Genomic DNA, 24,746 nt, shown 5'->3' with positions numbered 1-24,746 from the left:
GCCGGCAGAGTTTAGTGCGAACTTAGTTCGACGCACTAAGCAAACACAAGGCAAAGCCGCAAGTGTGAGCATAGAAAGTCGAATGGTAAATAGAACCGAAAGGAAAAAGCACTTAACGATTGGCAAACCAAAGGCGCGGGCAGAGTTTAGTGCGAACTTAGTTCGACGCACTAAGCAAACACAAGGCAAAGCCGAGTGTGAGCATAGTTTGGATTTATCAGCAGAGTTAAAATAATGAAAGAGATACTCTAAAGGAGAAAATAAGATGTCAAGAAGAAAAATTATAGCAGGCAACTGGAAAATGAATAAAACTCCAAGTGAGGCAGTTGCACTTGTAAATGAATTAAAGCCTTTAGTTGCAAATGATGAAGTAGATGTAGTATTTTGTGTACCAGCAATCAGCATTATTCCTTGTATGGAGGCAGCAAAGGGGACGAATATCAAAATTGGTGCAGAAAATATGTATTTTGAAGAAAGTGGGGCATTTACAGGAGAAATTGCACCTAATATGTTAACAGATGTAGGTGTGAAATATGTTGTAATTGGTCATTCAGAGAGAAGAGAATATTTTGCTGAAACAAATATTACAGTAAATAAGAAAGTAAAGAAAGCTTTTGAACATAGTATCACACCTATTGTTTGCTGTGGAGAATCTTTAGAGCAAAGAGAACAAGGAGTTACGATTGATTTTATTCGTCAGCAGATTAAAATTGCTTTTCTTGATGTGACAGCAGATCAAGCTAAAACAGCAGTCATTGCATATGAACCAATCTGGGCAATTGGAACTGGAAAGGTTGCCACTACAGAGCAGGCACAGGAGGTATGTGCAGCAATACGAGTTTGCATTGGTGAAATATATGATGAAGCAACCGCACAGGCAATCCGCATTCAATATGGTGGAAGTGTAACAGCTGCAAGTGCTGCTGAACTATTTGCGCAACCAGATATTGACGGTGGTTTAGTTGGTGGAGCTTCCTTGAAACCGGATTTCGGCAAGATTGTAAATTATAAATAAAGCTTTTTAATAAGAGAAAAAGGGTTTTTGCTAGGTGTTATACCTATAGAGCAAAAGCCCTTTTTAGCTACAATAAATTGCTATTGATTTATGAGAAGAGTATTTCGGGATTGTGACATTTCATAAACAATGACATTGCGCAGACTCCGGCTGCGCCTCTTTGAATACATTCCTGTTTATTGTAGTTTGTAATTCCTCCAATTGCATAAACGGGAATTTCAACTGATTTGCATACATCTTCTAAAAAATTTAAACCTTTTGGAGGAACAGATTTTTTACAGTCTGTTTCAAATATATGCCCGGCAATAATAGAATGACAGCCTAATTTTTGCGCCTCTACGGCTTCTTCCCTAGAGTGAATAGAGGTGCTAAGCAGTTTGAATTTAACTTTCTCATTTTTTTCTAATTTTTTTAAATCGTATAGAGTTAAATGAAGCCAAGGGGTATTCAATGCTAATGCGACCTTACTATAGGTGTGTATGACACATTTGACATCATAGCGGCTGCAAATGGCAAGAACTTTTTTTGCTAACATCTCATAGTCCTTTTCAGATAAATCTTTTTCTCTCAATATTATGTATTTGGGTTTAGTGGAGGCAATTTTATCAAGCTGTAGGAGAAAATGTTTACCTGCAAGTAATCGATTAGTAATACATATAACGTCAGACATAAATATAATCATTTAAAACAGGCTGAAGACCGTTTTGCTTCATGTCACAATATATCTGACGTAAACTTCTTGCATCTGCTATTTCAAATTGTTCATCTCCAGTATCTGTTTCATCCTTTCCATAATATTTATTTTCATGATCTCCGATTCCAGTAGATACACCAGCAGAAATTTTAGTTGCAGCAATTTTCGTAATTCCATTACGAAACTGTGCATCTTCTCGTGAAGATACCGTAATACCTACGTATGGCAAAAAGAGTCGATAAGCACATATTATTTGGCATAATTGCTTTTCATGTACATTTTGAGGATTGATTTTATTATTATTAATGATTGGTCGAAGGCGAGGGCAGGATAACGAATACTCCACATGAGGATATTTTTGCTGCAAATAGTAGATATGTAAAGCACTTGCCAATGCATCCTTTCTAAAATCATCCAAACCTAGAAGAGCAGAAAATCCAACACCTCGCATACCGCCTAGAATAGCACGCTCCTGTGCATCAAATCGATAAGGATAAATTCTTTTATGACCTGATAAATGTAAAGCTTCATATCGATTAGAGTTGTATGTTTCTTGAAAAACAGTAACATAATCGGCACCGCATTCATGTAGATACTTGTAATCTTTTGTGTTAACTGGATATATTTCAAGACCGACATTTTTAAAATATTTTCGTGCCAGTTTACAGGCTTCTCCAATATATTCCACAGAACTCATACTTTCACTTTCGCCGGTAAGTAATAGGATTTCTTCAATACCCGAAGCGGATATAATTGTCATTTCTTTCTCCATCTCTTCCGGAGACAGCTTTTTCCTTGCTATCTTGTTATAACAGTGAAAGCCACAGTAAATACAATAATTTTCACAGTAATTGGCAATGTATAAAGGCGTAAAAAGATATATTGTATTCCCAAAATGTTTACTGGTTTTTTCTTTGGCACGATTTGCCATTTGCTCTAAATAGGGAAGTGCAGCAGGTGATAACAATGCCATGAAGTCTTTTAGACTGCAATCCTCATGCTTTAAAGCATTGAGAACGTCAGAGGCTTTGTATTCATTGCAGTCGTATCCTTGCATTTGCCTAAGTACATTATCCTTTATGTTAGATTGAATTTTTTCCATTCCGTCCAAATATTCCATATGATTGATACGAGAATGAATATCGGTTTCCAATTTGTTTTTTTGCTCCAAGGCAGTCTTATTTAAATCAGAAGATTTAATAATAAATAGATTTTCATTCATCTGTCTTACCCCTCATCTCTAAGAAATCCTGTTAACGGATCAGAGGCAGAGCAGCCTCGTTCCAATACCCGTCCAAGTCCTGATAAATATGCGCTTCTGCCTGCCTTTATTGCGTTTTTGAAAGCATCAGCCATTGCAGGAATATTACCAGCAGTGGCAATAGCGGTATTTGCCATGATTGCAGAGACGCCCATCTCCATTGCTTCGCAGGCTTGAGATGGCTTTCCGATTCCGGCATCGACAATGACAGGAAGCTCAATTTCGTCCACTAATATTTGTATCATATCTTTTGTAGACAGTCCCTTATTGGAACCAATGGGGGCGGCAAGGGGCATAACTGCCGCTGCCCCGACATTCACTAAGGATCTTGCAGTATAAAGGTCAGGATAAATATAGGGCAGGACAATAAAGCCTTCTTTCGTTAATATATCAGTAGCAATGATTGTTTCTGAGTTATCGGGCAATAAATATTTAGAATCACGCATGATTTCTATTTTAACAAAATCTCCGCAGCCAAATTCTCTTGATAATCGAGCAATTCGAACAGCTTCTTCGGCGTTTCGGGCACCCGATGTATTAGGAAGTAAAGTAATCCCTTCAGGAATGTAATCCATGATATTTTCTGATTTCTTGGTATTGGCACGGCGTAGTGCAAGTGTAATAATTTCTGCTTCGGCATTTTCAATGGCAGCATGAATTAAATCCATTGAATATTTGCCGGAGCCTAAGATAAAACGTGATTTAAATGCTTTTTTTCCAAGATAGAATATGTCATTATGTTCCATGTTTCCTCCTTGTATAATGAAAATTATTTATAGGGTCTGCTAAATGTTTCAGGATATGTTAAACTTCATATTTTTCCATTATTAAACGGATTATTGTATTAGCCTGCTGGGCAGCGCAAAGCATAACTCGAGGAGCCATTAAGCCTAAGCCATCACCCTCTGCTAAGCCGTCGCCGCAAAGATAATAATGTGCCATAATTTTTCTGGTTTTCATAAGATGGTTGCTTCCATAACCAATCATTCCAGAGGCCCCAACTAAATATTTTTCAGGTAGTTTTTCTAATACTGTGTTGGTGAGCATGGCTTTTTGCTCGGGCCGATCAAATGCTTCGCAGATATAGGTATCTAAAGAGAGAAGACTTGGTATGTTTTCTTCATTTAACTTAATAAAATCGGTTTTTATCTGACAATAGGGAGCAAATTCTAGAATAGAATTTTTAAGTGCTTCAGGCTTTGGCTGATTGATTTGATTGAGCTTGTATTGCTGACGGTTTAGATTTGACAAATCAACCCGGTCAAAATCAATCAGATGCAAAGAGCCAATTCCTGTACGTGCCAGTGATATGGCAATATTAGAACCAAGTCCACCAAGACCGCACACAGCGACCTTGGCATTGTACAACTTATCCTGAACTGCTTTTGTATGACGTTTTTCCAGAGAAAAACGTATTTCTTCTTCAGATGGTATGATATAACGATTCACTTAATCAGCCTCCTCCTACAAAACTAACTATTTCAACAACATCACCGGAACTTAAAATTACATTTTCATAATTGGCTTTTGAAATAATCTTATTATTAATTTCTACAACAATTTTAGATATGGAATAGCCATTTTTTAATAGGTAATCCTTTAACGTTATGGCTGCGACATCAATCGAACTTCCATTTATGTAGACCATGTATTTCACCTCACTTTATGTCATTTTAAAAGAAGCATACAAAAAAGGCCACATAAAGAAATACACCCAAGGTGGTGTACCCCTTCATGCGACCTTAAATAGTCATGCACTCTGTTATTATCCTAACGGATAATGAATATAAAGTCAAGAATTTTGTTGCTTTAATTAATAAACATAATTTAATTAGAACATTTATAAACATAATCGCAAGGTACGTAATAAAGCGATACCCTAAGTTTTATTTATAATATTCTCATGAAATAAATCAGTAAAATGAGTTGGTTGTCGATGATATTACAGGTTTAAAATGACGCTCCATAACTATAAATTAGCTATGAAGCGTCATTGCTTCTAAAGCTTTCGAAGGGACTTGAACCCTCGACCTACTGATTACGAATCAGTTGCGCTACCAACTGCGCTACGAAAGCAAAAATACGATGTGTGTAATGTAATATGTAAAATGAAATACCCTATAATCTATACTGCAACACTTATTTAATTCTATTTAAAAAAAGTTGCATCTAAAAAAAACAGCTATATGTGATTATAATACATTTTCAAAATTATGCAAGAGTTTTTTTAAAAACAAATTAAATAATTTAAAAGCAAATTAAAAATATAGATAGATTTATAAAGAAAATATAAATTAATTTGCAGTTTTGTAAAATAAAATGTCAAAATATGTAATATAATGTATGATAATTATGAAATTAAATTTATGAAGGAAGAGGATATGGCGGTTAAAGGTAGTTGATATATTTCTTCCTTGGCGGCTATCGCGCAGGATAATGCGGCCAGCACAGAAGAAACTTCAGCAACTACGCAAGAGATTTTTCTATGTTTACAATTAATGAGACTGTTACTGAAGTAGAAGATCTGATTGATGAACGAAAGAAATTAATAAGAAAATTTAAATTAAGATAGTATGTAAAGAACTGCCATAAAATTGATGCACACCAAATATTAGAATTAATATAGTAAATTTACTATTTATGGTGTAATTGCCTATTTTTTGGCAGTATCCTTATAGTGTATTTATAAATACTTTAAATATAATTTCTCAATCAGATTGATTCCTTTATATAGTCCCATAGCTATGATACAAAGTATCACAATACTCATAATTACCAAATCAAGCTTAAAAATCTGTGAGCCATAAATAATTAAATATCCAAGGCCTGAGCGTGCTGCTAGAAATTCACCTATTACGACACCAACTAGCGATAGACCGATATTGACTTTCATGGTGCTGATAATAATGGGAATTGAGCTGGGTAAAACAACTTTTAAGAGAACATTCATTTTATTTCCACCAAGAGTGTAAATAAGCTTTATTTTATCAGTGTCTACCTCTTTAAACCCTGTATATAAGTTGATAATTGAGCCAAAAACAGCAACAGAAATTCCTGCTACTATGATAGTATTCATATTTGCACCAAGCCATACGATTAATAAAGGTGCCAGTGCAGATTTTGGAAGACTGTTTAAAATAACTAAATAAGGCTCTAATACTTTTGATAATTTTTCGTTTAACCAAAGTAATACAGAAATAAAAATACCAATTATAATAACCAGAAAAAAACTTATAAAGGTTTCTACTAATGTAATAAAAATATGATGAAGTATGGTGCCGTCTATTATCATTGTACAAAAGCAGATTATTATTTTAATAGGGCTGCTGAATATAAAAGAATCAATCAGTCCGATACTGGTTGAGATTTGCCAAAGTAATAGAAAGGCAACAAATATAAAAACTCGGCATATAGTGATACTTCGTCTATACTTTAACTTTTGTTTTATATATTCGAGTTGATGAACAGATACTTCATTCATTGTAGTTCAACTCCTTCCAGATTGCATTAAAATAGTCCTTAAATTCCAAAGCGTTACGACAACCTAAGGGTGTTTTATTTGCTAATGCAAAGTGAATCGGAACAATTGCTTTAATAGTAGCTGGTCGTTTTGATAAAACAACTACCTTATCGCCTAAGCTGATTGCTTCAGACAAATCATGTGTTACCAAAATGGCAGTCTTTTTTTCTTTTTTAATAATACATCCAATGTCATCACTTACTGTTAAGCGTGTCTGATAATCAAGAGCAGAAAATGGTTCATCTAGCAAAAGTATAGAAGGCTTCAAGGCCAATGTGCGAATTAATGCAGCTCGCTGTCTCATTCCTCCAGAAAGCTCAGAAGGTCTCTTATCCCGAAATGAATCAAGACCATAATTTATTAACATTTCGTTAACAGTGTCTAAATAATCACTGCTTAACTTTTTTTGTACTTCAAGGCCAAGTATAATATTTTTGTAAATATTTCTCCACTCAAATAAATGATCTTTTTGAAGCATATATCCAATACGAGATCTAGCATTTAATACATTAGTTCCATTTATTAGTATGCTTCCATACTCGGGAGTAATTAAACCTGCTATAAGAGAAAGAAGTGTTGATTTACCGCAGCCGCTTGGACCTACTATTGCAATAAACTCTCCTTCATTTACATCAAATGATATATTTTTTAATGCGGGTGTTTCACCGTCTGAATTGTGATAGGCATAGCTAACGGACTTAAGTTCAAGAAAAGATTTCATACAAGTCCTCCATTATATTTATACATTATTGTATGATGTGCAAACAAAGAGGTTACTTATGAAATTAGAAAGTTGTGATACAATCTTATTAAGTGATGTGGTTAAATAGTAAAAGCTTTAATTGTGCTGAAGATTGAATAATAAAATAACCTATACTATAATTAACAGATATGGGTATCATTTAAGATAATGAGAATGGAGGCAATATGAATTGTATCAACTATCAAAAGAAGCTGGAAATGTTGATTGAGAACTTGCAAAAAGTAAACGAGGTTCCAAGCCTGTTGCTGCACAGTTGTTGTGCGCCATGCAGCAGCTATGTATTAGAATACTTATCACAGTATTTTAATATCACAGTTTTTTATTATAACCCCAATATTTATCCTGCTAGTGAATACGAGAAAAGAGTGAATGAACAACAGCATTTTATTCATGAGCTTAAGGTGATGCGTAGTGTCCAATTTATACAGGGAAACTATGATACACAACGCTTTTATGATATTGCAAAGGGACTGGAAATGGCGAAAGAGGGAGAAGAACGCTGCTATAAATGTTATGAGTTAAGAATGCGCGAAGCTGCGATTATCGCAAAAGAAAAAGGCTTTGACTATTTTACAACAACATTATCCATCAGTCCTCTTAAGAATGCAAATAAATTAAATGAAATTGGGAGTGCATTAGAGAGTGAATTTGAAATCAGATATTTATTTTCGGATTTTAAGAAAAAAAACGGTTATAAAAGATCGATTGAATTATCGAAAGAATATCAGTTATACCGACAAGATTATTGTGGTTGTATCTTCTCAATACAGAATAGAAATGAATAATTACTTATTTATTTTATAAATGAAACAAATGAAATAAATGGACAATAGTAGAAGCCAATTATTTATATTAATAGTAAAAACAAGCATTGCCTTAAGTGAATAAATATGCTATTATTATGTGAAAATATGCAAAGTGCAAATAAGAAAAAGAAAAGAGGATTGCTTTATGGCACAATTATGGGGCGGTCGTTTTACTAAGGAAACGGACCAATTAGTTTACAATTTTAATTCATCAATTTCATTCGATAGGAAGTTTTATAAACAAGACATAGAGGGAAGCATTGCACATGTTACGATGCTAGCAAAGCAGAATATTCTTACGGAAACCGAGAAAAATACAATAGTTAATGGTTTAGAGAGTATTCTATCAGATGTAGAAAGTGGAAAGCTTGAAATTACGGATGAATATGAAGATGTTCATAGCTTTGTGGAGGCAAATTTAATAAATAGGATAGGTGATTCAGGGAAAAAGCTTCATACAGGCAGAAGTAGAAATGACCAGGTTGCTTTGGATATGAAATTATATACCAGAGATGAGGTACTTGAAATAGATGAGCTTGTAAAGGAACTTTTAAAGGTAATTCTTACAATAATGGAGGAGAATACAGAAACGTTTATGCCTGGTTTTACGCATTTACAAAAGGCACAGCCAATCACTCTGGCACACCATATGGGAGCTTATTTCGAGATGTTTAAAAGAGACCGCTCGCGCTTGCGGGATATATACAATCGTATGAATTTCTGTCCACTTGGTTCAGGAGCTTTGGCAGGGACTACCTATCCGCTTGATCGGGAATATACGGCGAAGCTTTTAGAATTTGAGGCGGCAACGCGTAATAGCATGGACTCGGTATCGGATAGAGATTATATTATTGAATTACTGTCCGCTCTGGCAACAGTCATGATGCATTTAAGTCGATTTTCAGAAGAAGTAATTATCTGGAATACAAATGAATATCGTTTTGTTGAACTAGATGACGCTTATAGTACGGGAAGCAGTATTATGCCACAGAAAAAAAATCCAGATATCGCTGAGTTGGTGCGTGGTAAAACGGGACGGGTTTATGGAGCACTTATGTCGATTCTTACAACAATGAAAGGAATTCCTTTGGCATATAACAAGGACATGCAGGAGGATAAGGAGCTGACTTTTGATGCTATCGATACGGTAAAAGGATGTATCGCTTTGTTTACTGGCATGGTACGAACTATGACTTTTAATAAGGAGATAATGGAGAAAAGTGCTAAGGGTGGATTCACCAATGCAACAGATGTGGCTGATTATTTAGTGAATAAAGGAATACCATTTAGAGATGCTCATAGCATTTCTGGTCGTTTGGTTTTATTATGTATTGAAAAAAAATGTGCATTAGATGATTTGTCAATTGATGAATACAAAAAGGAGAATAAATTGTTTGAAGAGGATATCTATCAGGCAATTAGCTTAGACACATGTGTTAATAAAAGAATGACATTGGGAGCACCAAGCAAAACAGTAATGAACCAGGTTATTGAAGAATACAAGATTTATTTATTTAATAATTAATTTAAAAAAGTGTTGCATTATTTCACATAATAGTATAATATACTTATTACAAAGACAAGTGTACGCGGTGCAAGAACAAAATTAAATAATTAATGTGCTGCGTACTTGAAATAAGGCAAAGAGGAGATTTATTATGAGTCAGAAATTAAAAGTTGGTATCCTTGGGGGTACTGGTATGGTAGGGCAGCGTTTTATTGCGTTATTAGAAAATCATCCATGGTTTGAAGTGGTTGCTATTGCAGCAAGTCCACGTTCAGCTGGAAAATTATATGAAGAAGCAGTTGGGTCAAGATGGAAAATGAAAACTCCAATGCCTGAAGCAGCAAAGCAATTAATTGTAATGAATGTAAATGAAGTTGAAAAGGTTGCATCAGAAGTAGATTTTGTTTTTAGTGCAGTTGATATGTCTAAGGAAGAAATTAAAGCAATTGAAGAAGCATATGCTAAGACGGAGACGCCTGTGGTTTCCAATAACAGTGCTCATCGTTGGACTCCAGATGTTCCAATGGTAGTACCAGAAATCAACCCTGAACATTTTGAAGTGATTCAATATCAAAGAGAACGCTTAGGCACAACAAGAGGTTTTATAGCTGTAAAGCCTAATTGTTCCATTCAAAGCTATGCTCCATGCCTGGCAGCGTGGAAGGAATTTGAACCATCGGTAGTTGCAGTAACAACATATCAAGCAATTTCGGGTGCTGGAAAAACTTTTGCAGACTGGCCTGAAATGATTGAAAATGTTATTCCATATATTGGCGGTGAGGAGGAAAAGAGTGAGCAGGAGCCATTAAGAGTGCTTGGTCAAATAGAAGACGGAGTAATTGTTAAAGCTTTAGAACCTGCCATTACAGCACAGTGTATTCGAGTTCCTGTTTTGGATGGACACACTGCTGCAGTATTTATTTCATTTAAGAAGAAGCCAAGTAAGGGACAACTAATTCAAAAGCTCGTTGATTACAAAGGGCTTCCACAGGAATTAGAACTACCAAGTGCTCCTAAACAGTTTATTCAATATCTTAAAGAAGATAATCGTCCACAGGTTAAGGAAGATGTTGATTATATGAATGGAATGGGTGTATCGATTGGTAGGCTAAGAGAAGATTCTGTATTTGATTATAAGTTTGTTGGTCTATCACATAATACGGTACGAGGAGCAGCGGGCGGAGCTGTTCTATGTGCAGAATTGCTGAAAGCACAAGGATATATACAACCAAAATAATAACACACATTTTTAAATAGAAGCAATAGATCTGTTTTAGATAGAGGGTCTGTTGCTTTTACATTTTAAAGTAATTTGAATAAAAATTCACCAAAAATTAATTCTTATGTTGCATTTATGAAGAAAATCTATTATTATATGTTAGGTAATTCTTGTTATTTATATAACCTAATTTGAAAATCTTATTTAAATCATGATTGTTCATTTTTATTTATGTTATAATAGATTAGTTAGGTTGAAATTGTTAAATGAGGTATATTTTATATCCGCTAATTAAATGCAATGGTAATTAAAGATAAAAAGTGCTATAATGCTAATATGGGTTTAAAGTGAAAAGGTAAAAATGCATCAAAATTGATACTCCAAGTAAATTAATTGTAATCGAGGTGGTGTGTTGTGGATTATAATGAAAATGTGAGATATTCAAATGAAGCCTTGAAATTTAAGATTGATTTGATGGAAGCGGAAACAGAGAAACTAGTGTATCATGAGCATATTTATAAAACAGCCTTGAATATGTCTGAGGATGCTTATATTTATGAAGATTTAAAAACGGGAAAAAATGTTATTTCAGATAAATTTCACAAAATGTTTGGAATACAAGCTGATATTAAAATAAATCATAATATTTTTATGAATTCAATTTGTGAAGACGATAAGATGATTGTAAATCGAATTATGTTGGAAAAAAAACCTAATGAGCTTTCAGACCGAGTAATTGAATTTAGATTATCTGATAATAAAACATGGATTATGGCAAGTATAAAAATCAATATAGATGCAGATGGTAACCCAACAGAAAGAATTATATTTTTTAGAAATATTACTTTGGTTAAGAAGAAAAATGAAGAATTAAAGTATATGGCCTATTTTGATTTACTTACTGGATTATTTAACCGTAATTATTTTGTAAAAAGGTTGAATGATTCATTGCAGCAGGCAGACAATGATCGTTGTAACGTGGCGGTATTATATATAGATGTTGATGATTTTAAGGTTATTAATGATAGTCTTGGAATTGTTGCAGGCGATGAAGTGATTCAAATGTTTGCGCAAGATATTAATACCTTATTGGATGAAAATATGTTTGCAGCTAGAATGAGTAATGACGAGTTTTGTATTGCTGTGATGAATCCAATTGGAAATAGAACAATTGATAAATTATATAAAAGAATATGCAATTTATGCAATAAGACTTATAGATTGATTAATGGAAGAAAGACACATTTTACAGTCAGTGTTGGTGTAGCGGAATATCCCGAGAATGGCGAGAGCGCACTTGGAGTAATTAAGAATGCAGAGATTGCAGTTTTTGAAGTCAAGAAAAACGGAAAGAATAATATCTGCTATTTTAACAATGAGATGTATAGTGATTTTTTGGATGCGCTTCGAATCGAAAGGCAATTAAGTGCGGCAATTGATAATGAGGATTTTTTATTACTCTATCAACCGCAGTATGATACAAGAACCAATAAGCTGCGAGGTGTAGAAGCACTTGTCCGATGGAAAAATAACGGAACAATTGTTTCACCAAATATTTTTATACCAGTGTCAGAAAATAATGGCTCAATAATTTTAATAGGAGACTGGGTCATTAATAAAGCAGTCAGTACTTTAGCAAAATGGAAGAATGAATTGGATTATGATGGTATCATGTCAATTAATATTTCTACATTGCAAATAAAAAAAGAAGATTTTGTAAGAAAGTTAAAGGCTGTCATAGATAAATATTATGTTAATCCAGAAGATGTTGAAATAGAAATTACAGAAAGTGTATTAATAGAAGACTTAGAAGGAATTATTTCTAAAATCAATACTATGCGGGCATACGGCATTAAGGTTTCATTAGATGATTTTGGAACAGGATTTTCTTCTTTGGCTTATCTAAAAGATTTACCTATTGATACATTGAAAATTGATAAATCCTTTATTGATGGAATCGCATCCGATTCCTCAACAGCAATCATTACTCAGTCTGTAATTGCAATGGTAAAGCAATTAGGCGTAATAACCGTAGCAGAGGGAGTAGAAAGTAAAGAACAGTTTGAACATTTAAAGAAAATGAACTGCGATAATATTCAGGGTTATTTACTAGGAAAGCCGATGAGTGAAGATGATATAGCTAAATTAATTATGCAAAAGCAGGAATAAAGCTAAAGACTCATAGGTAATCACTACTAAGGCACTTTATTGACAGAAGATAAAAAGGTGTTGGTAAATTAGATTAGTAAAGGCAACTGGGTCAAATCTAGTTGTCTTTTACTATATATGGAGGCCTGCAAAGTCGGCTTTCAGTAAGAATGTGAGGAGGCATATATGAAAATCAAAAAATTAATAGCCGTTATTATGATGCTAACTATGATAATAACATTGGCGGCATGCTCAAAAAAAGAAGAGGATACATCCGCAGATGACGGTTCTAAGGCTACAGATGAAAATGTCGCAGAAGAAAATACTGATGCAACAGCAAGTGATGCAAGTTCTTTGACAATTAAAGATGGTGTTTTACAGGTTGGAACAGAAGCAAGCTATCCTCCGATGGAATACTTAGATGAGGATGGAACAACTTATATTGGGTTTGATATAGAGGTTGCACAGGCAATTGCCGATGAATTAGGACTAAAGCTTGAAATCGATGATGTTGCATGGGATGGTATTTTTGCATCACTGGATAGTGACCGCTATGACTGTATTATTGCAGGTGTAAGTATTAACGAGGAGAGAGAAGCGGCTTATAATTTGACGAAACCTTATGTTGCAAATCGTATTGCACTTGTTACGAAGAAGGATTCAGATATTACTTCACCGGAAGATTTAAAAGGAAAAAGTGTAGCTTATCAGACAGAAACAACTTCAGATTATTATATGAAGGATTTAATTAAAAATGGTCTTGAGCCTTCGGAAACTTATCCTTATGATAAGATAATTCAGGCTTTTGATGACTTAAAAGTAGGCAGAGTAGATTCTGTGATGACAGACATCGTAGTTGCATCCTACTATATGGGAAATGATTCCGATAAGCTTGAAGTAGTTTGGAAAAGTGAAGAATCCGAGCCGATGGCAATCTGTTTAAAAAAGGGAAATGATGCATTGACAGAGAAAATTGAAAAAGCAGTAGACACTTTGTATGAAAATGGAAAAATGGCAGAAATAGCAACCAAATATTTTGGTTATGATATTACAGAAGATGTAAGATAAGTATGAGTTACTGATGCAAACGGGGCATAGTGCTTACTGTGTCCTGATTTTTTCTAATGTCATATGCAATGGACATTTTCTATTTTATATGACAATAGAAAATGAAAAACGAAAGAAAGTAAGAAGGGAAGACTTTTAGTATGAATGAAATAGAAAAGATGATAGGCTGGCTGCCGGCACTATTTGATGGTTTAAAAATCACCTTATCCTTGTCTGTTATTTCAGTTATTTCAGGCTTGATATTAAGTTTATTTTTAGCGTTGGGGAAGATATCTAAGAATAAAATTTTACAGAAATTAAGTGGGGCTTATATTTTTTTCTTTCGGGGAACTCCATTATTAATGCAATTATTTTTCATTTACTATGCGCTACCTCAAATAAGTTCTGTATTCACGATAAAGAGTCGATTTATTGCGGCATTTATTGCATTTACATTAAATTCTGCAGCTTATCAGGCAGAAATTATCCGTGCTGCAATACAATCTATTGACAAAGGACAGTTTGAGGCGGCAAAGGCACTTGGAATGACACATGCGCAGACGATGAGACTTGTTATTATTCCACAATCCTATCGTCGTCTTATTCCTCCTGTAGGCAATGAATTTATTATGGTAATCAAAGATACCTCTCTTGTATCAACGATAGCTTTGGTGGATCTAATGAAAAGAACTTCTCAAATACAGTCGTCAGCATCATCTGCACTTGTGTATATACCTGCGATGATTATGTACTTAATTGTAACGGCCGTATTTACGTATGTTTTTGATTATTTAGAAAAAAAATTCTCAGTTTATGAATAGGAGGTAAGACAATATGTCAATGATTAAGACAGAAAATGTATGTAAGGATTTTGGAGAGCTTAAGGTTTTAAAGAATATTAGTCTTACAGTAGAGCCGGGAGAAGTATTATGTATTATTGGTCCGTCAGGGGCTGGTAAATCAACTTATTTACGTTCACTTAACCGTTTAGAGAAGATAACGGAGGGCGCTATTTATATAGAAGATAAGCTGCTGGAGAAAAGAGAAAAGGGAGCAAAAATAAATAAGATAACATCAAAAGAAAGAGCTGATATTTTGTTAGAGGTTGGAATGGTTTTTCAAAGATTTAATCTATTTCCACATAAAACAGTTCTTGAAAATGTAATGATCGCCCCTATGAATGTGAAAAAGATTAGCAAGGCAGAGGCAGAAGAAACGGCAAGAGATTTGCTTGGTAAAGTAGGATTGTCCGATAAAATCGATGCTTATCCATCTAAATTGTCAGGTGGTCAGCAGCAAAGGGTGGCAATTGCCAGAGCATTAGCAATGAAGCCTAAGATCATGTTGTTTGATGAACCTACTTCGGCTCTTGATCCTGAACTTGTGGGAGAGGTATTGAACGTTATGAAAAAACTGGCAGAAGATGGGATGACTATGCTTGTTGTTACGCATGAAATGGGATTTGCAAGAGAGGTTGCAGACAGAGTTGTATTCATGTATCAGGGGCAGGTAGAAGAAATTGGAAAACCGGAACAGATTTTTACCAATCCGAAAAGTGAAAGAACAAAGCAATTTTTAAAGAAAGTATTATAGCTGCCTATTTGGGCAAGTAATATGGAAAGTTCATGAATTGGACTTTCCTTTTCTAAGTGAAGTTTTCTATCTACCGTGTGTGTGTATGACGCACAAAAGGAGGAATTTATGAGTAATGCAGTTGTTAGAATCATAAAAGGAAAAGGCAGAACCCTTAAGACTGGAGGAATGTGGGTTTATGATAATGAAATAGATGAAATACAAGGGATTTTTCAAAATGGTGATATTGTTATAGTTGAGGATTTTGATGGATTTTTTTTGGGAAAAGGTTTTATCAATACCAACTCAAAGCTTACTGTTCGAATTCTAACAAGAAAGATAGACCAAGAAATTAATAGAGATTTCTTTGAGATGAGGGTCAGAAATGCTTGGAAATATAGGACACAAACCGTTGATACGTCCAGTTGCAGAGTAATATTTGGCGAAGCTGATTTTTTACCCGGACTGGTAGTTGATAAATTTTCAGATGTATTGGTGGTTGAATCACTGGCTTTGGGAATTGACAAATATAAACTTATGATTGTTGATTTATTAAAGGAAGTGCTAATGGAGTCGGGAATTAAAATTCGTGGCGTTTATGAAAGAAGTGACGCTAAGGTTAGATTAAATGAGGGAATGGAAAGAACCAAGGGATTCATTGGAGAAGAATTTGACACAAAGGTTGAGATTGTTGAAAATGGAATTCGATATATAGTAGATGTAGAAGAAGGGCAAAAGACAGGATTTTTTCTGGATCAGAAATATAACAGGCAGGCAGTTGGAAAGTTATGTAAAAATGCATCTGTATTGGACTGCTTTACACATACCGGATCCTTTGCGCTTAATGCAGGAGCTTGTGGGGCTCAAAATGTACTTGGAGTTGATGCATCTGAGCTTGGAGTAAATCAAGCAAGAGAAAATGCAAAATTGAACGGACTTGAAAGAGTAGTACATTTTGAATGTGCCAATGTCTTTGATTTATTACCAAAATTAGAGAGTGATGGGGAACGTTTTGATGTTATAATTTTGGATCCGCCTGCTTTTACAAAATCCAAAAACTCGGTAAAAAATGCGATTAAAGGCTATAGGGAAATTAATATAAGAGGCATGAAGCTATTAAAAGATGGTGGCTATCTGGCAACTTGTTCTTGTTCTCATTTCATGACACCAGAATTATTTTCGGATACCATTAAGCAGGCAGCTAAAAATGTTCATAAGAGACTAAGGCAAGTAGAATATAGGACTCAGGCAGCTGACCATCCTATTCTTTGGGCAGCAGATGAATCTTACTATTTGAAATTCTATATCTTCCAAGTATGTGATGAAAAGTAATGTATAAAGAGGCAAGAGAGTATTTAAATGAAATAACTAAATATGGCAGCGTGCTAGGGTTAGGTAATATAAAGGAACTTCTTGCAAGAGTAGGAAATCCGGATAAAGAGTTACAATTTGTTCATATAGCAGGGACGAACGGCAAAGGTTCTACGCTAGCCTTTATTTCTACTATTTTAAAAACAGCAGGCTATAAAATAGGGAGATATATATCACCAAGTGTTTTTTCCTATCGAGAAAAAATACAGGTTGACGAACAATATATAACAAAGACTTCGTTAGGTACACTAACCTTTATTATCAAAGCTGCAATTGATAGGATGCTTATGGAGGGATTCGACCATCCTACTGTTTTTGAAGTAGAAACGGTACTTGCATTACTGTATTTTAAACAAGAAAAATGTGATTTGGTTGTGTTAGAAACCGGATTGGGTGGCTTGTTGGATGCTACCAATGTAGTTGAGAAAACATTGGTGGCTGTACTGACACCAATCAGTAAAGATCATATGGAGTATTTGGGAGATTCGCTGCAGGAAATAGCAGCTAATAAATCAGGCATTATTAAAAAAGAATCCATTATAGTTACTGCAAATCAAGAGCCTGATGCTATGAAAGAAATCAGAAAAAAGTGTTTTGCATACAAAAATGAATTGATCCTTGCTGACTTTGATCAAACAGATAAAATAGCATTTGGGTTATTAAGCACATGTTTTGATTATAATGAATTAAAAAAAATAGAAATAAGTCTTTTGGGCAGTTATCAAATACAAAATGCCATTCTTGCAATAGAGACTGTTAAGGCTTTAAGAAAAAAAGGTTTTTTGATTGAAGATAAAGCTATCAGGATGGGTTTAAAACTGACAAAATGGCCAGGAAGATTTTCTGAAATCTGTGAGACTCCTCTTATAATCTTAGATGGTGCACATAATGAGGCAGCGGCAAAGAGATTAAAAGAAACGATAGATATTTACTTGAAGCAAAAAAGAATTATGTTTGTTATTGGAGTATTATCTGATAAAGAATATGAAAAAATAGTAAAAATAACAGCACCAATTGCTGTAAAAATATTAACGGTTACGACACCTAACAATAAGCGTGCCTTGGATGGTAAAGAATTAGCCAAGGTGGTGAAAAAATATAATACAAATGTTTATTATATGCCGACCTTAGAAGCGGCAGCAATTGAATGTATGAAACAAAAGAATCAAATGGATGCTATTATAGTATTTGGTTCTTTATCCTATCTAGGAGAGTTTGAAAGGTATGTAAATTCCTTGAAAGGCGGTAATGGGTACGATGGTTGATAAAGAAAAAGTAAAAGAGGCGATAAAGCTTCTGCTAGAGGGAATTGGTGAAGAGACTACAAGAGAAGGGTTAAGGGAAACGCCAGAACGAATTGCCAGGATGTGTGAAGAAATCTATGGCGGCATGAGTGATGATGCTAATATTCATTTATCTAAAACATTTCAAGTAGAAAACAATGAAATGGTTATAGAAAAGGATATCACTTTTTACTCGATGTGTGAACATCATTTGATGCCGTTTTATGGTAAAGCGAGCATGGCTTATATTCCAGATGGTAGAGTGGTTGGATTAAGCAAGCTTGCAAGAACTGTGGAAGTATTTGCGAAAAGACCTCAGATTCAGGAGAAACTGACAGCACAGATAGCGGATGCCTTAATGTATCATTTAATGCCAAAGGGGGCTATTGTTTTGATAGAAGCAGAACATCTGTGTATGACAATGCGAGGAATAAAAAAGCCAGGCAGTAAAACAATAACGATAGTAGCCAGGGGTGAATTTGAGACTAACTTAGAGCTGAAAAATGAATTTTTACAATTAGTGAAATGAGCTTAAAAGAATGGAATTAGTAAATAAAATTATAAATAATCAATTATATCAATCCTATCTGAAAAATATTGAGGAATTAGAGAAAGATAGAATTTATTGCAGACATAATATATCGCATTTTATGGATGTTGCAAGAATTGCTTATATAAAAAGCATGGAAATGCAGGTGCCTATTGATAAAAGGCTTATCTATGCCGCAGCACTACTCCATGATATTGGAAGATATGAACAGTATGTAAATCATATTCCTCATGAGTTGGCAGGAGGTATAATTGGAAGAGAGATTTTAACTCAGTGCGGTTTTGGAAACGAAGAAGTTGAAATAATTATCTATGCAATTGTATCACATAGAGAGATAAAAGGTGATGAGCGAATGGATTTAAGTGGTATTCTTTATCAGGCAGACAAGCTGTCCCGTCTGTGTTTTTCTTGTAAAGCAAGGAAAACTTGTAATTGGGATGAGATAAGAAAAAACAGTCTTATTTGTTTATAACAACCACAGCATTAGGAAGGAGCCTTTTATGAAAATTGGAAACAAGAACTTCGATGTTGAAAATAATGTATATATCATGGGAATTTTAAATGTAACACCAGATTCTTTCTCAGATGGAGGTGAATTTAATCACATAGATAAAGCACTTAAGCGGGTGGAGGAAATGATTTTAGAAGGAGTTGATATTATTGATGTGGGTGGAGAATCTACTAGACCTGGTCATATTCCAATCAGTGAACAGGAGGAGATACACAGAGTAGCTCCAGTTATTGAGAAGATTCATAAGCATTTTGACATACCAATATCGGTTGACTCTTATAAAGCAAAAGTTGCAAAAGCAGGGATTTTGGCAGGAGCATCGTTAGTTAATGATATATGGGGACTTAAATATGACAAAGAGATGGCAAGGCTAATTGCCGAGGAAGAAGTGACATGCTGTTTGATGCATAATCGGGACAACACAAATTATCATAATTTTATGCCTGATGTGTTAATGGATTTAGAACAGATTATAGAGAGTGCGAAAAGAGCTGGAATTAAGCAGGATAAAATAATTCTTGACCCAGGAGTTGGATTTGGGAAAACCTATGAACAAAATCTTGAGATAATCAATCATTTAGATGAACTTTGTGGACTTGGATATCCTTTCTTACTTGCAGCCTCCAGAAAGTCAGTAATTGGTCTTACACTTGAGTTACCTGTTTATGAAAGACTGGAAGGTACATTGGTTACAACGGTTATGGGGGTCTTGAAAGGGTGTGCATTTGTAAGAGTTCATGATATCAAGGAAAATAAAAGAGTTATTAAAATGACAAAAACAATCATGGAAAGGTAGTATTGACCATGGATAAAATTAAAATTAGTAATTTAGAAGTGTTTTGTAATCATGGTGTGTTTAAGGAAGAAAATGTTTTAGGACAAAAATTCTTGGTATCTGCAATCTTGTATCTTGATACAAGAGAAGCCGGACTTACAGATAATCTGGAAAAGTCAATTCACTATGGCGAGATTTGCAAATATATTGAGAATTTTATGAAAAAGCATACTTTTAAGTTGATAGAAACCGCAGCAGAAAAAATAGCTATGAATTTGTTGCTTAATTGGGATAATTTAGAGCAAATTGATTTAGAGATTAAAAAGCCATGGGCACCTATTGGTATTCCAATCGAGAATGTAGCAGTTGAAATTAGCCGTAAATGGCATACGGCGTATATTGCTTGTGGCTCTAATATTGGTGATAAGAAGAAACACTTAGATGATTCTATTTATGCATTAAATCAAAGAGAAACTTGTAGGATAACTAAAGTTTCTGATTTTATTTTAACACAGCCGTACGGGGATGTGGTTCAGGATGATTTCTTAAATGGATGTCTAGAGCTTAAGACTATATTAAATCCAAAGGAATTACTTACCTGTCTTCATGAAATAGAGAATGCTGAGCATAGAGAAAGAATAGTAAAATGGGGACCAAGAACTCTGGATCTGGATATCATATTTTATGATGATTTAATTTTAGCTGATGATGACTTAATCATTCCTCATATTGAAATGCATAAAAGAGATTTTGTATTAAAACCATTGGCACAAATTATTCCTTATAAAAGAAATCCAGTCAATCATAAAATGGTAATTGAAATGCTTTATGATTTACAAAAATAATATCTACTTCTATAAAAATATATGGTGTATAGTTACAAAAGGAAAGGTATCAGCCTCTCCTTTTGTAACAATTCAGGTACAATAGTATCAAAAAACTCAATCTCTAATCTAAGCATTTTATTTATTCTCAACCGCCTCGGCGGCTTCATCAAATCTGGTAACATTGATATCTCCTGTAGTGGAAACTTTGTATATTGGTACTTCATTACCATATTGATTAAAATAAACGTATTGGGAAGTAACATTTATATTGCTGAAATTTCCGTCTATTATGGTTTCTGTATTGGTTCCATTCTTATTCATCTTGCATAAACGAGGAGTTGTTTTATCATTCGCCTGATAGAAGATATAGTCTCCATACAAATTATAGGTGTCTACTCTGCCTGTATTCAAGCTCTCTTTTTCTAACGTTGATAAATTAAGCCTTGCCAGTGAGTAGTCATTTTCTATATCCATAAAATAGATATAGTTATTGTCATAGATAGGGTTCCAACATGAACCAGTGTAAATTACGTTGATATTACCAGTTTCAATATTCATCGCACATAGGTTAAAATTATCAGTTACATTGTTATAATACATAATACCATCAACAATATTAGCAGGATTAACAGCATCTTTTAAAAGATTTGTATTCTGCGTGCCATCAATTGAAACGCTGTTAAGAGTAAGAGCGGTTTCAGCCTCGTAATGCTGGTAGAAAATTTTATTATTTCCTAAACTGACAGCACCACAGGTTTCATTACTTAAACTTAGAACTTTGCTTCCATCTATATTGATTCGATAAACACCAAATAGATTTTCTCTGAAAATGGCATGAATCGTATCCTCATTTAAATTATTACGTGCATAATAAATATATTTACCGGCCGCATTTATATAAGAAACTGTGTCTTTATAAAGCTTTTTAATATTTGTACCATCTGAATTCATAACGTAAAGATCCCCCTGATCATACGAATTGCTAAAATATATCTTATCATTGTATTCACAAAAGATTCCTTTATTGTATAAATTGCCGGCAGTATTACCAGAAACTTTACCTGTGTTAAAAACTGTTTTATTGTTTCGCTGATAGATAATTGTTATAGCAGTAATAATAGCTATGATTATAAAAATGACTATAAGAGAAACAGCTGATGTCTTATTTTTTTGTTTCATACTCATTCCCCCTCATTAAAAATATATTTATTATAATTATTAAAAAAATCTTACTTTTTCTTTAATTCAATTATATTAGTTTCGACACAGTTTTGCAACAAATTAAGCAAATGAATTATATAAATTAATTATTAAATTGAGAATTAATAAATTAACAATAATTAGATAAACTGGTGAAATATAAAAAATTATGATATAATTAACCTCAAAAATATGTCTAGACTAAAAGGAAGATGAAAGAATGGATTTAAAAGAGTTGAGAAAAGAAATTGATGAAATTGATACCCAGTTGGTTACTCTTTATGAAAAACGTATGAAGATAAGCGAAGAAGTAGCAAAATATAAAATTAATACAGGTAAGCCGGTCTTTGATAAAGAAAGGGAAAATGCAAAGCTAGACTGGGTTAAATCACAGGTACATAGTGAATTTACAAAGCATGGAATTGAAGAACTGTTTTTACAGATTATGAGTATGAGCCGTAAACTTCAGTATCAGCTTTTAAATAAAAATGGAATACAGGATAAGACTTCATTTCGTTTAATAGATACGATTGAAAATAAAAAAGATAAAAAGGTTATTTTTCAGGGGGTACCTGGTTCATACAGTCAAATTGCGATGCTAGAGTATTTTGGAGAAGATGTTGATAACTATGGCGTTGAAACATTTAAGGATGCAATGGAGACAATTAAAAATCAAGCAGCAGATTATGCAGTACTTCCAATTGAGAATTCGTCCGCCGGAATTGTAAATATGAGCTATGACTTGCTGGTAGAGTATGATAATTATATTGTTGGAGAGCATATTTTAAGGATAGATCAGGCATTGCTTGCCACAAAGGATGCCAAGATAGAGGATATCAAGACGGTTTACTCTCATCCACAGGGTCTTATGCAATGTGCTAAATATCTGGATCAGCATAGAGATTGGAAGCAAATCAGTCTGCAAAATACAGCAGCAAGTGCTTTAAAGGTAAGGGAGGATCAAGATAAGACGCAGGCGGCTATTGCAAGTATTAAAGCTGCTGAGACTTATGACTTACAGGTTTTGCAGGAAGCAATTAATTTCAGTGATACCAATTCCACAAGATTTATGGTGGTATCGCATGAACCTATTTTTACAATAAAAGCAGATAAAGTCAGCGTATGCTTTGAAGTAGCACACGAAAGTGGAACTTTATATAATGCGTTAGCGCATTTTATTTATAATGGAATTAATATGACTAAGATAGAATCAAGACCTTTAGAAGGCAGACCTTGGGAGTATAGGTTTTTTGTTGATTTTGAGGGGAATTTAAACGATAGTTCTGTACAAAATGCTTTAATGGGACTAAAGGCAGAAACAATTGATTTAAGAATTTTGGGAAATTATAAAAAGTACGAGGAGTAATCAATGGATAGTATAAGTGAGCTGATTATCTATAAGCATTTTAAAAATGGCAATTTACTTTATGATATGACGTGGATAATGGAGAACTATGAAAATGAATATTACAATCATTCGGATATCAAAGCATTGCTATATGATCGTGTGAATGAATTAATAGAGTTAGCTGAACAGTATGGCTTTTTAGGTAATGTTTGGCATAATTATCTGGCCTTATTGCTGGCCAATAATGAAAATGCATATAGTACTGCTTGCGAAATTGTAGGAGAGGTAAATGGCACCATTAATGAAATAGCCTTAAATGATTTTCGAATTTTTAGAAAATTATTCAACTTTGATTTTACTGTATTAGAAAGAACGTTTCATGCAGGGTGTTTATCCCTGTTAGTAAATTATAAAAGTGCTACTTCTAACGGAAAGATTTTTAATAAAAGAATCAGAGATAGAATATGTGATTTGAGTATTAAATTGTCAGGCAGTGAGAATGAATTCGATTTTAAAGAAATTATGACAAACTTTTATAAAGATTTTGGGGTTGGGAAGCTTGGTCTGCATAAAGCATTTCGCGTGGAACATGTAGATCATGAGACAAAGCTTGTACCGATTACAAATATACAACATGTACATTTAGATGATTTGGTGGGCTATGAACTTCAAAAAAAGAAGCTGATAGACAATACACAAGCTTTTGTTAATGGGAAAAAGGCCAACAATTGTTTACTGTTTGGTGATGCTGGAACAGGTAAATCTACAAGTGTCAAAGCTATTTTGAATGAATATTATAGTCAAGGACTAAGAATGATTGAAATTTACAAGCACCAGTTTAAGGATTTGACTTCTATTATTGCCCAAATTAAGAATCGTAATTATAAATTTATAATATTTATGGATGACTTGTCTTTCGAGGAATTTGAAATTGATTATAAATATTTAAAGGCAGTAATTGAAGGGGGACTGGAAAGGCGCCCAGATAATGTATTGATTTATGCAACCTCTAACAGAAGGCATTTGGTAAGAGAAAAGTTTAGCGATAAAGAGGAGCGAAGAGATGATTTACATTCCTCAGATACGGTTCAGGAAAAATTATCTTTAGCTTATCGGTTTGGTATTTCAATCTTCTTTGTTGCACCAGATAAGAAAGAATATATGAATATTGTTGATGCACTAGCAAATAAATATGGCTTAACTATACCAAGAGAAGAGCTCTTTTTAGAGGCAAATAAATGGGAATTAAGTCATGGAGGTTTATCAGGCAGAACGGCGCAGCAATTTATTGATTATTTGTTAGGTAAGTACTAATAATGGAGGTATAAG

At 34.0% G+C, this 24,746-nt stretch carries 24 protein-coding genes and 1 tRNA gene; 16 read left to right on the top strand and 9 right to left on the bottom strand.

What is annotated here, in order from left to right; genetic code table 11:
- Positions 1-265 precede the first annotated feature (265 nt).
- Positions 266-1,015, top strand: coding sequence for a triose-phosphate isomerase (gene tpiA / locus C8E03_RS03090; RefSeq protein WP_110290263.1), 750 nt, complete (start codon positions 266-268; stop codon positions 1,013-1,015).
- Positions 1,016-1,103: 88 nt separating this feature from the next.
- Here tpiA and C8E03_RS03085 read toward each other — a convergent pair whose 3' ends face one another.
- From C8E03_RS03085 to C8E03_RS03050, 8 genes are all read right to left on the bottom strand, one after another.
- A complete protein-coding gene (locus C8E03_RS03085) occupies positions 1,104-1,685 on the bottom strand; it encodes a thiamine phosphate synthase (protein WP_242993352.1) in 582 nt (193 codons plus the stop codon).
- Positions 1,678-2,931, bottom strand: coding sequence for a 2-iminoacetate synthase ThiH (gene thiH / locus C8E03_RS03080; protein ID WP_110290261.1), 1,254 nt, complete (start codon positions 2,929-2,931; stop codon positions 1,678-1,680). Before thiH ends, C8E03_RS03085 begins: the two co-directional genes overlap by 8 nt.
- A 5-nt stretch (positions 2,932-2,936) precedes the next feature.
- Positions 2,937-3,716 carry a thiazole synthase gene (locus tag C8E03_RS03075; RefSeq protein ID WP_110290260.1) on the bottom strand — a complete coding sequence of 260 codons (780 nt, stop codon included), beginning with the start codon at positions 3,714-3,716 and terminating at the stop codon, positions 2,937-2,939.
- A gap of 58 nt (positions 3,717-3,774) precedes the next feature.
- On the bottom strand, positions 3,775-4,419 hold the full coding sequence (gene thiF, locus C8E03_RS03070; protein ID WP_242993350.1) for a sulfur carrier protein ThiS adenylyltransferase ThiF: 645 nt from the start codon (positions 4,417-4,419) through the stop codon (positions 3,775-3,777).
- A gap of 4 nt (positions 4,420-4,423) precedes the next feature.
- Positions 4,424-4,618, bottom strand: a complete 195-nt coding sequence (gene thiS / locus C8E03_RS03065; protein ID WP_110290259.1) for a sulfur carrier protein ThiS — start codon at positions 4,616-4,618, stop codon at positions 4,424-4,426.
- A 355-nt stretch (positions 4,619-4,973) separates the two neighbouring features.
- Positions 4,974-5,046: transfer RNA gene (locus tag C8E03_RS03060), tRNA-Thr, on the bottom strand.
- A 607-nt stretch (positions 5,047-5,653) separates the two neighbouring features.
- The gene (locus C8E03_RS03055) at positions 5,654-6,451 is read right to left on the bottom strand and encodes an ABC transporter permease (protein ID WP_094379949.1); all 798 of its coding nucleotides are present in this window, start codon (positions 6,449-6,451) and stop codon (positions 5,654-5,656) included.
- Positions 6,444-7,211 carry an ABC transporter ATP-binding protein gene (locus C8E03_RS03050; protein ID WP_094379948.1) on the bottom strand — a complete coding sequence of 256 codons (768 nt, stop codon included), beginning with the start codon at positions 7,209-7,211 and terminating at the stop codon, positions 6,444-6,446. Before C8E03_RS03050 ends, C8E03_RS03055 begins: the two co-directional genes overlap by 8 nt.
- A 206-nt stretch (positions 7,212-7,417) precedes the next feature.
- Between C8E03_RS03050 and C8E03_RS03045 the strand changes: the two genes are divergently transcribed.
- The 13 genes from C8E03_RS03045 (at position 7,418) to folK (ending at position 20,887) form a co-directional block, all read left to right on the top strand.
- A complete protein-coding gene (locus tag C8E03_RS03045; protein WP_094379946.1) occupies positions 7,418-8,038 on the top strand; it encodes an epoxyqueuosine reductase QueH in 621 nt (206 codons plus the stop codon).
- 166 nt (positions 8,039-8,204) lie between these two features.
- On the top strand, positions 8,205-9,584 hold the full coding sequence (gene argH / locus C8E03_RS03040; protein WP_110290258.1) for an argininosuccinate lyase: 1,380 nt from the start codon (positions 8,205-8,207) through the stop codon (positions 9,582-9,584).
- 133 nt (positions 9,585-9,717) lie between these two features.
- A complete protein-coding gene (gene asd, locus C8E03_RS03035) occupies positions 9,718-10,803 on the top strand; it encodes an aspartate-semialdehyde dehydrogenase (protein ID WP_110290257.1) in 1,086 nt (361 codons plus the stop codon).
- Positions 10,804-11,199: 396 nt separating this feature from the next.
- Entirely contained in the window at positions 11,200-12,954 is a 1,755-nt protein-coding gene (locus tag C8E03_RS03030; RefSeq protein WP_094379940.1) for a sensor domain-containing protein, read from the top strand.
- 165 nt (positions 12,955-13,119) lie between these two features.
- A complete protein-coding gene (locus C8E03_RS03025) occupies positions 13,120-14,001 on the top strand; it encodes a substrate-binding periplasmic protein (RefSeq protein ID WP_110290256.1) in 882 nt (293 codons plus the stop codon).
- A 140-nt stretch (positions 14,002-14,141) separates the two neighbouring features.
- Positions 14,142-14,801, top strand: coding sequence for an amino acid ABC transporter permease (locus tag C8E03_RS03020; RefSeq protein WP_110290255.1), 660 nt, complete (start codon positions 14,142-14,144; stop codon positions 14,799-14,801).
- Positions 14,802-14,820: 19 nt separating this feature from the next.
- The gene (locus C8E03_RS03015) at positions 14,821-15,573 is read left to right on the top strand and encodes an amino acid ABC transporter ATP-binding protein (RefSeq protein WP_094379957.1); all 753 of its coding nucleotides are present in this window, start codon (positions 14,821-14,823) and stop codon (positions 15,571-15,573) included.
- A 108-nt stretch (positions 15,574-15,681) separates the two neighbouring features.
- Positions 15,682-16,884, top strand: a complete 1,203-nt coding sequence (locus C8E03_RS03010) for a class I SAM-dependent rRNA methyltransferase (protein WP_094379935.1) — start codon at positions 15,682-15,684, stop codon at positions 16,882-16,884.
- Positions 16,884-18,188 (top strand): bifunctional folylpolyglutamate synthase/dihydrofolate synthase, encoded by a 1,305-nt coding sequence (locus tag C8E03_RS03005; protein WP_110290254.1) that lies wholly within the window; start codon positions 16,884-16,886, stop codon positions 18,186-18,188. The genes C8E03_RS03010 and C8E03_RS03005 overlap by 1 nt, the downstream gene beginning before the upstream one ends.
- A complete protein-coding gene (gene folE / locus C8E03_RS03000; protein WP_094379932.1) occupies positions 18,181-18,735 on the top strand; it encodes a GTP cyclohydrolase I FolE in 555 nt (184 codons plus the stop codon). The genes C8E03_RS03005 and folE overlap by 8 nt, the downstream gene beginning before the upstream one ends.
- A gap of 10 nt (positions 18,736-18,745) precedes the next feature.
- Positions 18,746-19,228 carry an HD domain-containing protein gene (locus tag C8E03_RS02995; RefSeq protein ID WP_094379930.1) on the top strand — a complete coding sequence of 161 codons (483 nt, stop codon included), beginning with the start codon at positions 18,746-18,748 and terminating at the stop codon, positions 19,226-19,228.
- A 28-nt stretch (positions 19,229-19,256) separates the two neighbouring features.
- Positions 19,257-20,063: a dihydropteroate synthase gene (gene folP, locus C8E03_RS02990; protein WP_110290253.1), complete on the top strand. Its 807-nt coding sequence runs from the start codon at positions 19,257-19,259 to the stop codon at positions 20,061-20,063.
- 8 nt (positions 20,064-20,071) lie between these two features.
- Positions 20,072-20,887 (top strand): 2-amino-4-hydroxy-6-hydroxymethyldihydropteridine diphosphokinase, encoded by an 816-nt coding sequence (gene folK / locus C8E03_RS02985; protein WP_110290252.1) that lies wholly within the window; start codon positions 20,072-20,074, stop codon positions 20,885-20,887.
- Positions 20,888-21,004: 117 nt separating this feature from the next.
- On the opposite strand, the gene C8E03_RS02980 is transcribed toward folK, so the two are convergent.
- Complete coding sequence (locus C8E03_RS02980; protein WP_170122878.1) at positions 21,005-22,048, bottom strand: DUF5050 domain-containing protein; 1,044 nt, start codon at positions 22,046-22,048, stop codon at positions 21,005-21,007.
- A gap of 241 nt (positions 22,049-22,289) precedes the next feature.
- On the opposite strand from C8E03_RS02980, the gene pheA reads away from it, so the two are divergent.
- Positions 22,290-23,435: a prephenate dehydratase gene (gene pheA, locus C8E03_RS02975; RefSeq protein WP_110290251.1), complete on the top strand. Its 1,146-nt coding sequence runs from the start codon at positions 22,290-22,292 to the stop codon at positions 23,433-23,435.
- Between the two features lie 3 nt (positions 23,436-23,438).
- Entirely contained in the window at positions 23,439-24,731 is a 1,293-nt protein-coding gene (locus C8E03_RS02970; protein WP_094379921.1) for an ATP-binding protein, read from the top strand.
- Positions 24,732-24,746: the final 15 nt, after the last annotated feature.

The organism is Lachnotalea glycerini, from assembly GCF_003201285.1.
Taxonomy (GTDB): domain Bacteria; phylum Bacillota; class Clostridia; order Lachnospirales; family Lachnospiraceae; genus Lachnotalea; species Lachnotalea glycerini.
The sequence above is the reverse complement of the archived record's forward strand: the minus strand, read 5'-3'. Positions and strand labels throughout refer to the sequence as shown.

Bases quoted from the DNA above. Each gene is read 5' to 3' on its own strand.
- C8E03_RS03020 (WP_110290255.1), top strand. From the start codon at position 14,142: ATGAATGAAATAGAAAAGATGATAGGCTGGCTGCCGGCACTATTTGAT.
- C8E03_RS03010 (WP_094379935.1), top strand. From the start codon at position 15,682: ATGAGTAATGCAGTTGTTAGAATCATAAAAGGAAAAGGCAGAACCCTT.
- folP (WP_110290253.1), top strand. From the start codon at position 19,257: ATGAAAATTGGAAACAAGAACTTCGATGTTGAAAATAATGTATATATC.
- folK (WP_110290252.1), top strand. From the start codon at position 20,072: ATGGATAAAATTAAAATTAGTAATTTAGAAGTGTTTTGTAATCATGGT.
- thiH (WP_110290261.1), bottom strand. From the start codon at position 2,931: ATGAATGAAAATCTATTTATTATTAAATCTTCTGATTTAAATAAGACT.
- C8E03_RS03015 (WP_094379957.1), top strand. From the start codon at position 14,821: ATGATTAAGACAGAAAATGTATGTAAGGATTTTGGAGAGCTTAAGGTT.
- C8E03_RS03085 (WP_242993352.1), bottom strand. From the start codon at position 1,685: ATGTCTGACGTTATATGTATTACTAATCGATTACTTGCAGGTAAACAT.
- C8E03_RS03005 (WP_110290254.1), top strand. From the start codon at position 16,884: ATGTATAAAGAGGCAAGAGAGTATTTAAATGAAATAACTAAATATGGC.
- argH (WP_110290258.1), top strand. From the start codon at position 8,205: ATGGCACAATTATGGGGCGGTCGTTTTACTAAGGAAACGGACCAATTA.
- C8E03_RS02995 (WP_094379930.1), top strand. From the start codon at position 18,746: ATGGAATTAGTAAATAAAATTATAAATAATCAATTATATCAATCCTAT.
- C8E03_RS03055 (WP_094379949.1), bottom strand. From the start codon at position 6,451: ATGAATGAAGTATCTGTTCATCAACTCGAATATATAAAACAAAAGTTA.
- thiS (WP_110290259.1), bottom strand. From the start codon at position 4,618: ATGGTCTACATAAATGGAAGTTCGATTGATGTCGCAGCCATAACGTTA.
- folE (WP_094379932.1), top strand. From the start codon at position 18,181: ATGGTTGATAAAGAAAAAGTAAAAGAGGCGATAAAGCTTCTGCTAGAG.
- C8E03_RS02970 (WP_094379921.1), top strand. From the start codon at position 23,439: ATGGATAGTATAAGTGAGCTGATTATCTATAAGCATTTTAAAAATGGC.
- C8E03_RS03045 (WP_094379946.1), top strand. From the start codon at position 7,418: ATGAATTGTATCAACTATCAAAAGAAGCTGGAAATGTTGATTGAGAAC.
- asd (WP_110290257.1), top strand. From the start codon at position 9,718: ATGAGTCAGAAATTAAAAGTTGGTATCCTTGGGGGTACTGGTATGGTA.
- pheA (WP_110290251.1), top strand. From the start codon at position 22,290: ATGGATTTAAAAGAGTTGAGAAAAGAAATTGATGAAATTGATACCCAG.
- C8E03_RS03050 (WP_094379948.1), bottom strand. From the start codon at position 7,211: ATGAAATCTTTTCTTGAACTTAAGTCCGTTAGCTATGCCTATCACAAT.
- C8E03_RS03075 (WP_110290260.1), bottom strand. From the start codon at position 3,716: ATGGAACATAATGACATATTCTATCTTGGAAAAAAAGCATTTAAATCA.
- C8E03_RS03025 (WP_110290256.1), top strand. From the start codon at position 13,120: ATGAAAATCAAAAAATTAATAGCCGTTATTATGATGCTAACTATGATA.
- C8E03_RS02980 (WP_170122878.1), bottom strand. From the start codon at position 22,048: ATGAAACAAAAAAATAAGACATCAGCTGTTTCTCTTATAGTCATTTTT.
- tpiA (WP_110290263.1), top strand. From the start codon at position 266: ATGTCAAGAAGAAAAATTATAGCAGGCAACTGGAAAATGAATAAAACT.